This is a genomic window from Pseudomonas sp. S3E17, from assembly GCF_024168685.1.
Lineage (GTDB): Bacteria > Pseudomonadota > Gammaproteobacteria > Pseudomonadales > Pseudomonadaceae > Aquipseudomonas > Aquipseudomonas marginalis.
Map to the genome: position 1 here is coordinate 1,703,108 of NZ_JALJWE010000001.1, position 13,294 is coordinate 1,716,401.

A 13,294-nucleotide genomic window follows, 5' to 3' on the forward strand; every position below is an offset into this window, starting at 1 on the left:
CCCCGCCGAGATGAATTCGCACAAGTAGGATGAAAAAGTGGCAGTCAGTATGGAAAACCAGACTAAAAGCGTTGAAAAGCTGAATATGCATGAAGAAATGCGGCGTGCATTTTCACTGCTCAGCGGCAAGTGGAAACTGGAAATCATGTGGCTGTTGAACCAGCGGGTCTATCGGTTCGGCGAGCTGCGCAAGACCATCGGCGGCATTACCCAACATATGCTCACGGCCCAACTTCGCGAGCTGGAAGACGATGGCCTGGTGACCCGCACGGTGTTCGCCGAAGTACCGCCCCGGGTCGAATATGAAATAACCGCCAAAGCCCGCGCGCTCGCGCCGACCCTGCAGGCGCTGATGGCGTGGTGGGCTGAATACGGCGACAGCCTGCCGGTGAAGCCGCCATCCCGAGGGCGCACCGCGCTTCAACGCCCGCCAACACCGAAGCGCTAAGTTTTTTACCCGCGCCGCCGATAACCCGTCATACCAATGACTTGCAGCGACGTCCTGCGGGAAACCATGCCGAACTCTCTCGCCCCTATCGTCCGCACCTTGTCCGACCGCAGCAGCCTGTCGCTGGCGCGCACGTCGCTGTTCAATTTCGTGGCGTTGCTGGCCCTGGTCTTTGCCGCCGCCGCCTATTCCCTGGTTTACCTCGCGCACGAGCTGGATCACTCCGAACAGCAGGAAAGCGCGTTTTATACGCGTAAAGCCGTGCAATCCCTGGAGAAGTCCCTGCGGGTGACTGTCAAGGACTACGCCTTCTGGAGCGACGCCTACAAGCACCTGCACATGACCGTCGACAGCGACTGGGCCTATGCGCGCGGCAACGTCGGCGCCACGCTGTATCAGGACTTCGGTTTCCAAGGCCTGTTTGTGGTCGATAACGACAATCGCACGGTCTACTCGGTGATCAAGGGCGAGCTGCAAAGCATCGAGCTCTCGCAGTGGCTCGACCAGCCCTTGACCGAGATTATCGAGCAGGCGCGTGCCGGGGCTGAAAACGAAACACCGGTCACGGCGTTCATCAATGTACGCGGCAGCCCGGCACTGGTGGCCGCCGCCGCGATCACACCCGGCACCGACCCCACGGTAGTGCCCGATGGCCGGCCGGCCTCGGTGTTGATCTTCGTCGATGTCCTCAACAGCGCCAAGTTGCACGCAATCGGCGATGAGTTCGGCGTGGGCAAGCTGCATGTGGCCACGCCCGATGACATCGGCCAGACCCTGGTTTTCCCCCTGGGCGACAACGGCGCCGCCGGCAGCCTGCACTGGGAACCGGCCCGGCCCGGCCTGCGTTTGATGAGCGTAGGCCTGCCGCTGCTGGGCCTGGCCGCGTTGCTGGTGTGCCTGATGACCTGGGTGATACTGCGCCGCACCACCGCCGCCGCCCTCGCCCTGGATGCCAGCCACACCTCGCTGCAAGACAGCCAGGCCGCCCTGGCCACCAGCGAGGCGCGCTTTCGTGACGTGGTGGAGGCCAGCTCGGACTGGGTCTGGGAAATCGATGTCGGCTGGCGTTTTACCTACCTGTCGGAGCGTTTCGAAAGCGTCACCGGCCTGACCCGGCAAGCCTGGCTCGGTGCGGCCATGAGCGACCTGCTGGACACCGAGGCCGACCTGCTGTCGCAGTGGCTGAGCACTCCGGGCCGGCGCGTGGACATCAGTGTGCAATGCCGCTATATCGATGCCCAGGGACAGGAGCGCACAACCCGGCTGTCGGCCCGGGAAATGCCCTGTGGCGGGTTTCGCGGGACGGCCACCGACGTCACCGAAGAAGTCGAAGCACGTCGGCGCATCGAGTACCTGTCTCAACACGACGCCCTGACCGGGCTGCCCAACCGCACACGCCTGCAGGCGTTCCTGGACGGCAAACTCAAGGCCCTGCCCAGCGCCGAGCAGCCGCTGGTGATGCTCAGCCTCGACCTGGACCGCTTCAAGCCGGTCAATGACCTGCTCGGCCACGCCGCCGGTGACCGGGTGCTCAATCAAGTGTCCGGCCGCCTGGCCGCTTGCGTGCGCCATGGTGACCTGGTGGCCCGCGTCGGCGGCGATGAGTTTGTGCTGATCCTCAGCGACGCCGGCAGCCAGGATGAAGTCGAAAGCCTGTGCCTGCGCTTGATCGAGTCCATCGAGCAGGCGATCAAAATCGACGAACAAGAGGTGTTTATCAGCGCCAGTATCGGCATTGCCCTGGCGCCCACCGATGCCCGCGATGCCACCGAACTACTGCGCTACGCCGATATCGCGCTGTATGAGGCCAAGGCGGCCGGGCGCAATACCTGGCGCTTTTACTCCGGAGACATGAATACGCGGATCATCGAGCGGCGGCGCCTGGAGAGCGATCTGCGCTTTGCGATCAAGCACGCCGAACTGCGCCTGCACTTCCAGCCGCGCTATCGCATCGCCGATGGGCAGATGGTCGGGGCCGAAGCCCTGGTGCGCTGGCAGCATCCGGTACGCGGGCTGATCGCCCCGGACACCTTTATTCCGATTGCCGAAGAATCGGGGCTGATCCTGGCGCTGAGTGACTGGGTACTGGCAACTGCCTGTGCGTGCGCGGCGCAGTGGCCCGACACGCTGTTCGTCTCGGTGAACCTGTCACCCACCGAGTTCAAGCGCGGCAACCTGGTGGAGCGCGTGCGCCACGCCCTGGACGCCTCGGGTATCGACCCTGCGCGCCTTGAGGTGGAAATGACCGAAAGCGTCATGCTCGAGGACGCCGTCGGCGCACTTGAAGTGATGCGCACACTCAAGCAACTGGGCATCCGCATTGCCATGGATGACTTCGGCACCGGCTATTCGTCCCTCAGCTACTTGCGGGCGTTCCCGTTCGATGGCCTGAAAATCGACCGCAGCTTCCTCACCCGGCTGGAGGAAAGCGAGGATGACAAGGCGATTATCCAAGCCATTGTCGGCTTGGGCCGTGCCCTTGCCCTGACGGTCACGGCCGAAGGCATCGAAACCGCTGAGCACCTGGCCATGCTCAAAAGCGTGGCGTGTGAAGAAGGCCAAGGCTACTTCCTCAGCCGACCGCTGGATATCGACGCATTCAACGGCCTGCTGGACGACTACTGCGCCGACGTCAGCGGAAAAAATGACTCGGGGTCTTGCCAAACTGTTTCTTGAACATGCTGGTAAATGCGCTGGGGCTTTCGTAGCCCAGCTCCAGGGCCACGTCGATAATCTTCTGCCCCACCGCGATACGCTCCAATGCCAGCAGCAGCCGCGCCTGCTGGCGCCATTGGCCGAAAGTCATGCCGGTGTCCTTGCGGAACAGGCGCTGGATGGTTTTCTGGTCGAGGGCCAGGCGCTCGCTCCAATCCGCCACGGTGGAGGCATCGCCCGGGTCCTCCTGCCACGCCAGGCAGATCTGCTGGATCCGCAGATCGGCGGGCTGCGGCAGCGACAGCGGCAAGGCCGGCAACAGCGCCAGCTCGTCGAGGATCAGGTGCATGATCCGCGCATCGCGGGAGTCTTCGGCATAGGGCGGTTTCAAGCTCACGGAGGCCTTGATCAGCTCGCTGAGCAGCGGCGAAATACTCACCGCCTTGGTCTCGGTCGGCAGGTTGGGGAAACTGTCGGGGCGCACGAACACGCTGCGCATTTTCAGGGCGCCCACGCAACGCAGGGAGTGCACGTGCCCGCAGGGCATCCAGAAGCCGCGATTGGGCGGAACCGTCCATTGGTTGTGCGCCGAATGCACCACCATCACGCCTTCGGTGGCGTAGAGTAATTGATGCTTTTCGTGACTGTGGTCGGGGATCACCCAGTTTTCCGGATAATCGGTGGCCGAACTGATGACGGCCCAGTCGCCCTCATCGATTTCCTGCAAAAATTTATCCAGTGATTTGATCATTTCGCCCTTTTTACGATGGTTGCCTCCCGAATTACGCGAGACAGGCATTCCTGGGGAATCTAGCATAAGCTCTGAAACAAATTGAAATGGGCAGCCTGCTCAAGTACTCGCTGCCCCTGTTCGCTGCCTTGTATGGAATGCCTGCATGTCGACCCTGACCGCATCACCTGCCGCCACCTCGAGTCCGCCCCACGTAAGCCCGTTAGTCCTGCGTATCCTCGGCGCCTGTGCCCTGGCGCACATGATCAATGACCTGATCCAGGCCGTATTGCCGTCGATCTACCCGATGCTCAAGGCCAACTATGGCCTGACGTTTACCCAGGTCGGCCTGATCACCCTGACGTTCCAGCTGACCGCCTCGCTGCTGCAACCCTGGATCGGCTACCACACCGACCGGCATCCCAAGCCGTGGCTGCTGCCAGCGGGCATGGTCTGCACCCTGGTCGGCATCCTGATGCTGGCGTTTGTCGGCAGCTTCCCGGCGATCCTGCTGGCGGCAGGCCTGGTGGGCGTCGGCTCGTCGACCTTCCACCCGGAAACCTCGCGCGTCGCGCGCCTGGCCTCCGGCGGGCGCTATGGCCTGGCGCAATCGACCTTCCAGGTCGGCGGCAACACCGGCAGCGCGTTGGGGCCGTTGCTCGCGGCGGCGATCATCATTCCCTATGGCCAGGGCAACATCGCCTGGTTCGGGCTGTTTGCCGTGTTCGCGATCCTGGTGCTGTATGGCTTGAGCCGCTGGTACCGCAACCACCTCAACCTGTTCAAGCTCAAGCAAGGCGGCAAGGCCACCCACGGCCTGTCCAAAGGACGCGTGACGTTTGCCCTGGTGGTGCTGGCAGTGCTGGTGTTCTCCAAGTACTTCTACATGACCAGCCTGACCAGCTACTTCACGTTCTACCTGATTGAAAAATTCCACCTGTCGGTGTCGAGTTCCCAGATGTACCTGTTCCTGTTCCTCGGTGCGGTGGCCGTGGGCACCTTCGCGGGCGGGCCGATCGGCGACCGGATCGGGCGCAAGAAAGTCATCTGGTTCTCGATCCTCGGTGCCGCGCCGTTCACCCTGGCCCTGCCCTACGTCGACCTGTTCTGGACCGCCGTGCTCAGCGTGGTGATCGGCTTTATCCTCGCCTCGGCGTTCTCGGCCATCGTGGTGTTTGCCCAGGAACTGGTGCCGGGCAATGTCGGCATGATCGCCGGGATCTTTTTCGGCCTGATGTTCGGCTTCAGCGGGATCGGCGCGGCCTTGCTCGGACTGCTCGCCGACAGCCACGGCATTGAGTACGTCTACACACTGTGCTCGTTCCTGCCACTGGTGGGCATCCTGACGATACTGCTGCCGTCGACCAAAGGCGTCTAGACCGCCGATCATCGGATGGCTGTATGCCATTATCCTTTGGGCTCTGAAAAACCTGCGTGTGCGCTTACAATCCCCGGCTTCAACGCACACCCAGGCAGACCCGGCACGAAATGACGCTCGACCCTCCTACGATTTTGGCACTCACCGTTGCCCTGGCCGCCGCTGCTGCCCTGTACCTGGCTATCGAATGGCGCAGCGTGCGCGAACCTTCGCTGCTGTTCTGGAGCGCCGGTTTCGCCACCATCACCGTCGGCTCCACCCTGGCCCTGCTGCGCATCAATGGCTACCTGCTCATCGGCATCTGGTTTGCCAACGGACTGCTGGTGGCCGCGCACTGCCTGTTCTTGCTCGGGGTCGCGCGCTTTACCCAGGTACGCCTGTCGCCGCGATGGTGGCTGCTGCTGGCCGTGTGGCTGGGCATGCTGATGCTCCCGACCGACCTGCCGTGGTCCAAAGCCATGTTGGGCGTGCAGTCGCTGCTGGTCGCACTGCCGACCCTGCGCGCCAGTTTCCTGCTGCGGCCCCACGGCCGATCATTGAGCATCGGCGCGGTGCAACTGCGTTATGTGCTGCTGGTCCACGGCATGTTCTACGTGGCCAAGGCGCTGTCGGTGGTGATCCCCGGCACCTTGATCGACCTTGCGGCGTTCAAGGGCGAGATCATCCAGGTGTCCCTGGTGGAAGGCGCCATGGCGATCATGCTGATTGCGCTGTCGATGACCGGCTCGGAACGCTACCGCCGCGAACAGCAGATCGCCCGCCTCGCTGCCCGCGACCCGCTCACCGCCCTCTACAACCGCCGCGCCCTCGACCTGCGCGCGCCGCGCCTGCTGGCCCAGGTGTCGGCGCAACAACCGGGCGCCCTGCTGCTGATCGATATCGACAACTTCAAGTCGGTCAACGACCTCCACGGCCATACCGCCGGCGACCGTGTGTTGATCGCCTTGAGCGAGATGATTCGCGCAGTCGTGCCCCGAGGCGCGCTGGCCGCACGTTTGGGCGGTGATGAGTTTGTGATCCTGCTCAACCCGGCCTCGACCGAGCAGATCGTCGAACTGGGCAGCAGCCTGCGCGAGCAGTTCCAGCAACTGGCCGCACAAACCTTCGCCACGCCCGCGCCGGTGACCCTGAGCATCGGCGCCACCCTGTTCGACCAGCCGCCGGCCAGCCTGGCGGCGCTGATCGAACAGGGAGATACCACGCTGTATGAATCCAAGCGTGGCGGGCGGGACAGCATTCGGTTGGTGGATCGGACCGGAGCCGGGGCCTACAGGTCGTAACTCACCGCTACACACCTCCCCGTCCTCACCGACTCCAACGCACAATCGGCCAGATGCAGCGCATACAACCCGTCGCGCACACTGGTGGGCAGCGGCTGGCCGCTGTTCAGCGCATCGATAAACCGGGTCAGCTCATTGCGATAGGCATCGGCGTAACGCTCCAGGAAGAAATGCTGCAACGGTTCCAGCGCTTCGGTGTGGTCGGCGCTCCAGTGGCGCAGGGTGCTGGGGCGATGGTTGTCGGTGAGCAGCACGCCAAGGGCGCCGGAGACTTCCACGCGCTGGTCGTAGCCGTACACCGCCTGGCGGCAGCAGTTGATATGGCATTGCTTGCCGGAGGCGGTACGCAGCAGGACCATCACGCTGTCGTAGTCGTCGATCTGTTCCAGGCTCGGGTCCACCAGGCGGCTGGCAATGGCGCTGACTTCCACCGGTTCTTCGCCGAGCAGGTGGCGGGCGGTGTCGAAGTCGTGGATGGTCATGTCGCGCAGGATGCCGCCGGAGTGTTCCAGGTAATCCCGCGGCGCCAGGCCTGGGTCGCGGCTGGTGATGATCACCTGGCGCACCGCGCCGATCTGGCCGGCATCCAGGGCCTGGCGCAGGCGCAGCATGTCGGGGTCGAAACGGCGATTGAAGCCGAGCATCACCTTGCCGCCCTGGCGTTCCACGGCCTGGGCGGCGCTGCGGGCCTTGGCGATGTCGAGGTCGATGGGCTTCTCGCAGAGTACCGACTTGCCCTCGGCGACGGCGGCCAACAGCAGGTCGATATGGGTGTCGGTGGGGGTGCCGATGACCACGGCGTCGATGTCTTTGCGCGTGAGGACGGCGGCACAATCGTAGGCCGCCTCACAGCCCAGTTGGCGGCTGAGGGCATCGACGCCTTCGCGCCAGGGGTCGGCCACCAGCACCAGCGTGGCATTCGGGTGGGCGGCGACGTTGGCGGCGTGGATCCTGGCGATGCGCCCGGCACCTAGAACAGCGATACGTAGCATGGTTGAACTCCTGATGTTGTTGTTGGAGGGAGTACTCAGTCCGGCAGGTTGAACGGGGTGACGATCTGCACCTGTGACGGCGCAATCGGCCCGGCCTTCCACAACCGGTGGTAGTGCAGGATGTGCAGGAACACGTGGCGGGCATCGATCTGCAGGTTGTGGTCGATGATCGCGGCGATTTTTTCGTCCAGCAGCAGTTGGCGGTTTTCTTCGTCGAGGTCGTGGCCGATAAACACTTCCAGCGGGCGACCCAGGGCGGCGAAGGCGTCGACAATCGCACGGTTGCCGCCACCGACGCTGTACACCGCCTTGAGGCCGGGATGCTGTTGCAGCGCCTGGGTGACCCGCTCGAAGGTGCGCGGGTACACGCCATAGCCGCCGCTGACGTCCAGCACCCGCAGGTGGGGGGCTCGCCCGCGCAGCCAGGCGCGAAAGCCCATCTCGCGCTCCTCCTCGCCCCGGAACAACTCGCTGCCGATCACCACCGCCACGTCCTGGGGCAACGCCGGTAGCCAGCGCGACATCAGGTAGGCGGCGGTCTGGCCGGCGGTGCGGTTGTCCATGCCGACATAACCGATGCGTTCGCTTTGCGGCAGGTCCGTCACCAGGGTCACCACCGGGATGCCCGCCGCGATCAGGTGCTTGACGGCCAGGTTCACCGCCGGCTCGTCGGCGGCCTTGAGCACCACGCCCTGGCTGCCGGTGTCGAGGCAGCGCAGCAACTGATCGTGCATGGCCTGGGGCTCGATTTCTTCGAACAGGTGAAAACGCGGGGCGATGCGAAACGGCGCCAGGCTGGCCAGTTGCGCGGTGATCGCCGCCTGCACCGCGGCGCTGAAACGCTGAGGGGTGTGCATGATCACGTCGACATGGAAGGTGCGCCCTACCGCCAGGCCGTTTTTCTCCTGGGACTCCAGTTCATCCAGCGCCTGCTCGATACGTCGGCGAGTCTGGGCGTGCACGCTGCCGCGCTGGTGCAGCACGCGGTCGACCGTGGCCTTGCTCACGCCCGCCTGGGTCGCGAGCTGCTTGATGGAGAAGTGTTTGGCGCGTTCGAGCATGGGTTTCGCCTGAGGTGTTTATGAGGTCTTTTTTAGGTATTACTGAGGTTTTGCAATGCTAGTCTCAGTTTTGTCCGGCGTCGAGCCGGGCAATCAAAACAACAACAATCCAGGAGACCCCCATGCCTCAAGCCGACCTCGCCAGTACGTTCAACGGCCAATATTTTGTCGTCACCGGCAGCACCCAGGGCCTGGGCGCCGCCGTGGCCCACACCCTGGCGCGACGCGGCGCCGCCGGGCTGATCATTTGCGGGCGGCGCCGCGCCCAGGGCGAAGAACAGGTGCGGCAGTTGGCGCAGCTGGATTGCCAGGCGTTTTTTGTCGAGGCCGACCTTGAACAGGTCGAGGATTGCCGCGCGATCATCGACGCCGCGCGTACCCACTTCGGCACCTTGCATGGCCTGGTGAACTGCGCCGGGATGTCGGACCGCGGCACCATTGTCGACACCTCGCCGGAGCTGTTCGATCGGCTGATGGCGGTGAATGTGCGGGCGCCGTTTTTCCTGATGCAGGACGCGTTGAAATTGATGATCAGCCAGGGCGTGGAAGGCGCCGTGGTGAATATCCAGAGCATCACCGGGCATGGCGGGCAATCGTTCCTTTGCGCGTATGCGGCGTCCAAAGGTGCGCTGGCGATCCTGACCAGGAACGTGGCGTTCAGTGCGCTGCGCAACCGGATCCGCGTCAACGGCCTGAACATCGGCTGGATGGACACGCCCCATGAGGATCAGATCCAGCGCCAGTACCACGGCGCCCAGGACGGTTGGCTGGCTGAGGCGGAACGCGCGCAGCCGTTCGGTCGCCTGCTCAAGCCCGAAGAGGTGGCGCAAAGCGTGGCGTTCCTGCTGTCGCGCGAGTCGGGGATGATGACCGGCGCGGTGATCGACCTGGAACAAGGCGTGGTCGGCTGCACCGACAGCGGCAGCCCGCAGCCCTTCAAGGCCCTGAGCCTGGGAGGTGAGTAATGTCGGCATTTGCGACAGCGCAGGATGTACGCATTGAGGATTTCAAGCAGATTTGCGCGCAACAGGCGCGTGCCGAGGACTATCCCCTGGCTGCGGAAGTGCTCGGCAACGTGCCGGTCTATCAGGCCCGCAGCTTGTGCAACAGCGACCGCCACACGGTGATGAATGAGCTGCACCGCTTGTTTCGCGATGGACCGGGCGTGATGGTGGTGCGCCGCGCCTATGAGGACCTGGAAGTGGTGGATCGCCACAGCCAGGTGTTCGAGGCGATCTTTGCCCAGGAGGCCGCCCAAGGCGTGGCCGCCGACCATTTTGCCAAGGCCGGCAGTAACGGGCGTATCTGGAATTCATTGCAGAAGGCGGCGCTGCAGTCGCCGCAATCCTTTGTGGAGTATTACGCCAACCCGCTGCTGGGGCTGATCGCCGAGGCGTGGCTGGGCCCGAGCTATCAGGTGACGGCGCAAGTGAACGTGGTGCACCCCGGCGGCCAGGCGCAACAGCCGCACCGCGATTATCACCTGGGCTTCCAGACCACCGAGGTGGTGGAACGCTTTCCCCTGCCCTTGCATGTGCTGTCCCAGTACCTGACGTTGCAGGGCGCCGTGGCCCACTCGGCGATGCCGCTGGAAAGCGGCCCCACCCAGTTGCTGCCGTTTTCCCAGCAATACGCCCTGGGTTACCTGGCCTGGCGGCGCCCCGAATTTATCGAGCACTTCCAGCAGCACGCCGTGCAACTGGCGCTGGACAAGGGCGACCTGCTGTTTTTCAACCCGGCGCTGTTCCACGCCGCCGGCACCAACCGCACGACCGGCCACCAGCGCATGGCCAACCTGCTGCAAATCTCCTCGGCCTTCGGCAAGCCCATGGAGGCCCTCGACCGCGACCGCATGATGCTGGCGGTGTACCCGGCCCTGCTGGCCAACACGGCCCTGGATGCCCAGGCAATTGCAGCGGTGGTGGCCTGTACCGCCGACGGCTATGCCTTCCCCACCAACCTCGACACCGACCCACCTTTGCAGGGCCTGGCCCCGCAAACCGGGCAACAACTCATGCTGCAAGCCCTCGACGAACGCTGGGCGTATGAGGACTTCGCTGCGGCCGTGACGCAACTGCGGGCCAAGCGCCAGGCGTGATGCTTTAACAACAACAAAAACAACGGAGCACAACCATGAAGAAGCAACTCCTTGCGGCACTCTTGACCCTCGCCATCACCCCCTGGGCGCTGGCCGATATACGGATCGGCGTGAGCATCGCCCAGGTCGACGACGTGTTTCTCGCGCAAATGCGTGACTACATGGCCGCCCACGCCAAGGAACTGCCCGGCGTGACCCTGCAATTCGAAGACGCCCAGGGCGACGTGGTGCGCCAGCTTAACCAGGTGCAGAACTTCACCGCCCAGGGCATGGACGCGATCATCGTCAACGCCGTAGACACCGCCGCCACCCAGAAAATGACGGTCAATGCCCAACAGGCCAGGATCCCGCTGGTGTACGTCAACCGCCGCCCCGAGTTCAAGGAAGTACCGCCGGGGGTTGGCTATGTCGGCTCGGATGAGATCAAGGCCGGTGAAATCCAGATGCGCTACCTGGCCGAGAAAATGGGAGGCAAGGGCAACCTGGCGATCATGCTCGGGCTGCTGTCCAACAACGCCACCCACAACCGCACGCAGGGGGTCAAGAACGTGCTCAAGGACTATCCGGGTATCAAGATCGTCGAGGAGCAGAGTGCCGAATGGCAGCGCAGCAAGGCGATTGACCTGATGAACAACTGGATCGTGTCCGGGCGCAAAATCGACGCCGTGGCGGCGAATGCCGACGAAATGGCGATTGGCGCGGCCATGGCGATCAGCCAGGCCGGCATGCAGCCCGGCAAGGATATTCTGGTGGCCGGCAGCGATGGCGGTGCGGCCGGGCTGGATGCGGTGAAGAAAGGCCAGTTGCTGGTGACAGCGTATCAGGACAACAAAGGGCAGGCCGTGGGCTCCATTGACCTGGCGGTGAAGATGGTCAAGAAACAGCCGTATGACGCCGAGCTGACCATTCCTTACCAGCAGATCACCAAGGACAACTACCAGGCATTCCTCAACCCATAAACGGTTGTCCTAATGCCAGTCAGTGAATCACCTTCGTTTAACTGAACGACGTTAGGGCTTGCCACAAAAACCGGGGGTGTCGCTGCGGTTCATCGCAATGCGTAAAGCACCATTGCACCCAGCCCGAACAGGCAAGTCACCCCCAGCCCATACGCCAGCGTGCGCCACGGCTGCCATCCCGCCAGATACATCAGCGTATGGGCCATCCGCGCCAGGGTGAAACCAATGAACAACCAGGCAGTGGGCGCACCGGCAGTGCCCAGCGCCACACACAACCCACCGAGCACGAAGAACAGCGGGATATTCTCCAGGTCATTGGCCCAGGCCCTGGCCGCCCGACTCACCTGGGGTAACTCCACGGGATGTGCAGCACACTTGAAGACCGCCCCATCTTCGCGGTTGGTGAACGCCAGCCCGCGAAGCCGGAAAAATCCCTGATAGCAGGAAATGCCGAACATCTTCAGGCACAGCAACAGCACGCACAGGGCGTAGATGTGCAACAGCTCATTCATCCCGAAATCCCTTCAGCACGATGTAGAGCAACGGCCCCACCGACACGAACACCGCCGTCAGCAAGAAATACGGCAGCACCGACGCCAGCGACCGCCCCCGCGCCCGTGCGTCCTGGTACATCCACACACAGGCCAGCACGGCCATCAGGTACAGGTCGATGACGACCTGCGCGGTGTCCGGGCGCGATATCAACTCACGCCCGAAGGCCAGCAACGATTGCTCGGCCGTGAGCAGCGTGAACAGGGTGTACAGCGAAAAGCCCAGCAGAGCGGCGAGGGCCAGATAAGGTTTGTGCATGGTCGGCTCCTTGACGTGATCGAAGCTCACCCTAGTGATAAGGTTGCCCTCCTCGCAATGACCTCGGAGGTCATAGTCACGCCATGGATAACCCCGCTACTGCCGGCGAACACTTGCGCCAGCTACGCCGACAGGCTGGTCTGAGCCAACTTGACCTGGCCCTGATGACCGGCGTGTCCCAGCGCCACCTCAGTTGCCTCGAAACCGGACGCGCCAAGCCAGGCACAGGTACGTTGCATCACCTGCTCAGCGCGCTGGAAACACCGCTGGAGCAATGCAACCGCGTGTTTCTCGCCGCCGGCTTCGCGCCCCGCTATACCGCTACCCCGCTCGCCTCCCCGGCCATGGCCGCAATTCGCGAGGCGGTCAACCATGTCCTGCACGCCAACAACCCGGCCCCGGCGATCCTGCTGGGCAGCCACTGGGAAGTATTGGCCGCGAATGCGAGTACCGGCGCGCTGTTGGCACTGGCGGGGGTCACGCCGCCGATGGAAGGCCTGAACCTGCTGACCACCCTGCTGCAACCCGGCGGCCTGGGCGACCACCTGGTCAACGCCGAAGAAATCCGCACCCTGGCTTGGCAACGGGCAAGCCGCGAGGCGCTGGACAACCCTGCGCTGGCCGCTCTCCTGGCGAGCCTGCCCGCCCCCGCCCACACCACGCCGCCGCCTGAAATGCCGCCGCTGGTGTTGACCCGCGTGCACACCAGCCAGGGCGAGCTGAGCTTTCTGTCCACCTTCACCACCTTCGGCATGCCCCAGGACATCACCCTCGCCTCCCTGCGTATCGAGCATCTGATTCCCGCAGACGACGCCACCTGGCAGGTGATGCGTGCCGCCCATGGGGAAAATGCCGCACTGGTTTTGTGAAATATCTGTACGTA

The 13,294-nt window shown here is 63.7% G+C and carries 13 protein-coding genes; 8 read left to right on the forward strand and 5 right to left on the reverse strand.

Annotated elements, in window-relative coordinates; genetic code table 11:
* Window positions 1-97: 97 nt before the first annotated feature.
* Together J3D60_RS07230 and J3D60_RS07235 are read left to right on the forward strand one after the other, a co-directional pair.
* A complete protein-coding gene (locus tag J3D60_RS07230) occupies window positions 98-448 on the forward strand; it encodes a helix-turn-helix domain-containing protein (RefSeq protein WP_199275504.1) in 351 nt (116 codons plus the stop codon).
* Window positions 449-514: 66 nt separating this feature from the next.
* Window positions 515-3,124: an EAL domain-containing protein gene (locus tag J3D60_RS07235; RefSeq protein ID WP_253490631.1), complete on the forward strand. Its 2,610-nt coding sequence runs from the start codon at window positions 515-517 to the stop codon at window positions 3,122-3,124.
* Here J3D60_RS07235 and J3D60_RS07240 read toward each other — a convergent pair.
* Complete coding sequence (locus tag J3D60_RS07240) at window positions 3,081-3,902, reverse strand: helix-turn-helix domain-containing protein (RefSeq protein WP_065942075.1); 822 nt, start codon at window positions 3,900-3,902, stop codon at window positions 3,081-3,083. The genes J3D60_RS07235 and J3D60_RS07240 overlap by 44 nt on opposite strands.
* Window positions 3,903-3,999: 97 nt before the next feature.
* Between J3D60_RS07240 and J3D60_RS07245 the strand changes: the two genes are divergently transcribed.
* Both J3D60_RS07245 and J3D60_RS07250 read left to right on the forward strand, forming a co-directional pair.
* Complete coding sequence (locus tag J3D60_RS07245) at window positions 4,000-5,211, forward strand: MFS transporter (protein ID WP_253490633.1); 1,212 nt, start codon at window positions 4,000-4,002, stop codon at window positions 5,209-5,211.
* A 110-nt stretch (window positions 5,212-5,321) separates the two neighbouring features.
* Complete coding sequence (locus J3D60_RS07250; RefSeq protein ID WP_253490635.1) at window positions 5,322-6,491, forward strand: GGDEF domain-containing protein; 1,170 nt, start codon at window positions 5,322-5,324, stop codon at window positions 6,489-6,491.
* On the opposite strand, the gene iolG is transcribed toward J3D60_RS07250, so the two are convergent.
* Both iolG and J3D60_RS07260 read right to left on the reverse strand, forming a co-directional pair.
* Window positions 6,479-7,483 carry an inositol 2-dehydrogenase gene (iolG, locus tag J3D60_RS07255; protein ID WP_253490637.1) on the reverse strand — a complete coding sequence of 335 codons (1,005 nt, stop codon included), beginning with the start codon at window positions 7,481-7,483 and terminating at the stop codon, window positions 6,479-6,481. The two genes, J3D60_RS07250 and iolG, sit on opposite strands and share 13 nt — an antisense overlap.
* A 35-nt stretch (window positions 7,484-7,518) precedes the next feature.
* Complete coding sequence (locus J3D60_RS07260) at window positions 7,519-8,544, reverse strand: LacI family DNA-binding transcriptional regulator (protein WP_253490639.1); 1,026 nt, start codon at window positions 8,542-8,544, stop codon at window positions 7,519-7,521.
* Window positions 8,545-8,666: 122 nt separating this feature from the next.
* Here J3D60_RS07260 and J3D60_RS07265 point away from each other — a divergent pair, with 122 nt between their 5' ends.
* The 3 genes from J3D60_RS07265 to J3D60_RS07275 are packed head-to-tail and all read left to right on the forward strand — an operon-like array spanning window position 8,667 to window position 11,601.
* On the forward strand, window positions 8,667-9,509 hold the full coding sequence (locus J3D60_RS07265) for an SDR family oxidoreductase (protein ID WP_253490641.1): 843 nt from the start codon (window positions 8,667-8,669) through the stop codon (window positions 9,507-9,509).
* Window positions 9,509-10,642, forward strand: a complete 1,134-nt coding sequence (locus J3D60_RS07270) for a phytanoyl-CoA dioxygenase family protein (protein WP_253490643.1) — start codon at window positions 9,509-9,511, stop codon at window positions 10,640-10,642. The genes J3D60_RS07265 and J3D60_RS07270 overlap by 1 nt, the downstream gene beginning before the upstream one ends.
* Before the next feature lie 35 nt (window positions 10,643-10,677).
* Window positions 10,678-11,601 carry a sugar ABC transporter substrate-binding protein gene (locus J3D60_RS07275; RefSeq protein WP_253490645.1) on the forward strand — a complete coding sequence of 308 codons (924 nt, stop codon included), beginning with the start codon at window positions 10,678-10,680 and terminating at the stop codon, window positions 11,599-11,601.
* 89 nt (window positions 11,602-11,690) lie between these two features.
* Here J3D60_RS07275 and J3D60_RS07280 read toward each other — a convergent pair whose 3' ends face one another.
* Both J3D60_RS07280 and J3D60_RS07285 read right to left on the reverse strand, forming a co-directional pair.
* Window positions 11,691-12,113 carry an MAPEG family protein gene (locus J3D60_RS07280; protein WP_253490647.1) on the reverse strand — a complete coding sequence of 141 codons (423 nt, stop codon included), beginning with the start codon at window positions 12,111-12,113 and terminating at the stop codon, window positions 11,691-11,693.
* Window positions 12,106-12,411 carry a DUF2834 domain-containing protein gene (locus tag J3D60_RS07285; RefSeq protein WP_027608514.1) on the reverse strand — a complete coding sequence of 102 codons (306 nt, stop codon included), beginning with the start codon at window positions 12,409-12,411 and terminating at the stop codon, window positions 12,106-12,108. Before J3D60_RS07285 ends, J3D60_RS07280 begins: the two co-directional genes overlap by 8 nt.
* Window positions 12,412-12,494: 83 nt before the next feature.
* On the opposite strand from J3D60_RS07285, the gene J3D60_RS07290 reads away from it, so the two are divergent.
* On the forward strand, window positions 12,495-13,280 hold the full coding sequence (locus J3D60_RS07290; protein WP_253490649.1) for a helix-turn-helix domain-containing protein: 786 nt from the start codon (window positions 12,495-12,497) through the stop codon (window positions 13,278-13,280).
* The last annotated feature ends 14 nt before the right edge of the window (window positions 13,281-13,294 follow it).